The sequence below is a fragment of the Natrinema soli genome (assembly GCF_028618695.1).
In genome coordinates this window covers 1-2,336 of sequence record NZ_JAQIVI010000058.1, presented here as the reverse complement: position 1 = coordinate 2,336, position 2,336 = coordinate 1, and the positions used below count along the sequence as shown (strand labels likewise).

4 protein-coding genes are annotated in these 2,336 nt (G+C 63.8%); 2 read left to right on the top strand and 2 right to left on the bottom strand.

The annotated features are described in order from the left end of the window. The coding region (locus PGX04_RS03680; protein WP_273737275.1) for a DUF5518 domain-containing protein at window positions 1–203 on the bottom strand (203 nt) is incomplete at its 3' end. Window positions 204–285: 82 nt separating this feature from the next. On the opposite strand from PGX04_RS03680, the gene PGX04_RS03675 reads away from it, so the two are divergent. Both PGX04_RS03675 and PGX04_RS03670 read left to right on the top strand, forming a co-directional pair. Then, entirely contained in the window at window positions 286–1,275 is a 990-nt protein-coding gene (locus tag PGX04_RS03675) for an NOG1 family protein (protein ID WP_273737274.1), read from the top strand. A gap of 77 nt (window positions 1,276–1,352) precedes the next feature. Beyond that, window positions 1,353–1,676 carry a hypothetical protein gene (locus PGX04_RS03670; protein WP_273737273.1) on the top strand — a complete coding sequence of 108 codons (324 nt, stop codon included), beginning with the start codon at window positions 1,353–1,355 and terminating at the stop codon, window positions 1,674–1,676. 98 nt (window positions 1,677–1,774) lie between these two features. Here the strand turns inward: PGX04_RS03670 and PGX04_RS03665 are convergent. Then, window positions 1,775–2,336, bottom strand: a 562-nt coding sequence (locus tag PGX04_RS03665) for a DUF389 domain-containing protein (protein ID WP_273737272.1), incomplete at its 5' end; no start/stop codon positions are given.

The following is a 2,336-nucleotide window of genomic DNA, read 5'->3' as shown; positions in this document are numbered from 1 at the left end:
AGGCCGCCGATGATCCCGCCGAGCGAGCCAGCGAGCAGCCCGTGCCAGACGCCGCTGCCGATACCACCGCCGGCCATGTAGCCGGCGACGAAACCTCCGAGCAGCCCCGCGGCGAGCTGGCCGATACCCGGAACGACGAGGCCGACGATTCCGAAGACGGTCGCGACGAGGAAGCCGACGAAGACGGCGCGCCAGTTTGTCATGCCAGACCGAAGGACAGCAACGAGGATAAGTTTGCGGCGGACAACGAACGACCTTTTATGACCGCGCGTTCTACTCGTGACTATGATTTTCGAAGACCTTCCGACAACGCCCACGTCGGAAGAGCTGATCGACAAGGCGTTTTCGCGGGCGGCGCGGGCCGGCAAGGCCAAGGGCGGCCTCGAGGCCCAGCAGTCGATGCTCCAGACGGCGGCCAACATCATCTCGGACAACCTCGAGAACGTCGTCACGGCGTGGCCGGACTTCGAGTACGAGGACGACGTCCATCCCTTCTACTACGAGCTGGCCGACGCGATCGTCGACGTGGACAAGCTCCGACAGGCGCTATCGGAAGTGATGTGGGCGAGCCGAAAAGCACGCGAGATCCACGAGGAGTACCAGTCCCGACTACGAAAGACCGACGTGGACACGGCGCGCAAGCACCGCAAACAGGCCTTCGCCCGGCTCGCCGACATCGTCGAGCAGGTCGACGACCACCTGCTGTACATCAACAAATCGCGTAACGACCTGCGCGACCTGCCGGAGATCAACCCGGACGAGCCGACGATCGTCGTCGCCGGCTACCCCAACGTCGGCAAGTCCTCGTTCGTCAACGACATCACGAACGCCCGCGGCGAGACCGCCTCCTACCCCTTCACGACGAAGGGGATCGGCGTCGGCCACTTCGAGCGCGACCACCTCCGCTACCAGATCGTCGACACCCCCGGGCTGCTCGACCGTCCGCCACAGGATCGCAACGAGATCGAATCGCAGGCGGTCAGCGCCATCGAGCACCTCGCCGACTGCATGCTCGTCATGGTCGATCCCACCGGCGAATGTGGCTATCCGATCGGCCCGCAACTCGAGCTCCGGGACTCGATCTCGTCCCAGTTCGAGGACATCCCCGTGTTTACGATCGCGAACAAGGAAGACCGGTTCGAGGAGGGAGACCTGACCGAGGCCGTTGCAGCCGACTACACCATGAGTATCGAGACCGGTTCGAACGTCGAAACGGTCGTCGATGCCACCGTCGAGGCGATCGATTACGAACCGGAGCTGCCGTTCGACGGATAGGATTCCCCACACCTGCATTACCGGCGAGAGAGAAGAACCACACCACCCATGGTCGCGATCGAACCCGAGATCCCGCGATGAAGGGACCAGGTATTCTCTGGCTGCTCCAGACCGTTGCGGGACTCTCGATGGCGGGACCGATGTTCGTCGTCGGCGTCGGATTCCTTCGGAACGGACAGTTCGTCGGTGGGATCGGGTTTCTGGCGCTCGGCGCGGCAACGCTCTACTTTCCGACGTATCTCGTTAATCGTATCGGCGGGCCGAGGGCGTGGCTTCGGCGGCGAGTCGGCCGCATTGGCCGCGACAGTACCACTACCGATTCTGATACCGATTCCGACTCCGAATCCAAGCCCGAGACTGACTCCACCCATTCGAGGATTCTCGAGCGGCTTCGACGATAGCGAGCGACGAACCGTCGGTCTCGCCGGCGTCAAGTCACGGACTGGGGGCGGCTCCCGAACGGGTTACTGACCGCAGGCGAGTCGCGAATCCGCAGCGGCTACCGCCTGAGGATTTCGACGTACCTGATCTCGACCGAGACCGGCTGATCGGCGTGATCGTTGATTCGTTCGTGGAGGATATCGGCCAGCTCGGGTGCCGACTCGCCCGGCGGGCCGCCGATCGTCACGACCACCCGCTCCGGATTCCTGAACGGATAGTTGTCGTTCATCACGACCTGAAACTCGAGCAGTTCGTAGCTCTCGTATTGCCCGTCTGAGAGGACCGTCTCTACTTCGTTGCGGGCGTCCTGTTCGAAGTTTCCCGCCTCGTAGGAGGCGTAGGTGATCCCGCCGAGGAACACCGCGAAGACGAGGACGATGACGACGAGTCCGACGATCCGATGGCGAACGCGCTGTTCCGTCTCGCCCATCTGGAACAGGTTCTCCGGGCGGTAGCCGGCGTACCACAGCGTCAACAGGCCGGCGAGGTTCACCGACAGCAGGTTGACGAGGACGAGGACCGTCGCGCCGATCGCGGCCGTCGGTTGTCCCCACGCGAGCGTGATCCCCGCGACGCCGGCGGGCGGAATCAACGCCGCCGCGATCATCACGCCGACCAGT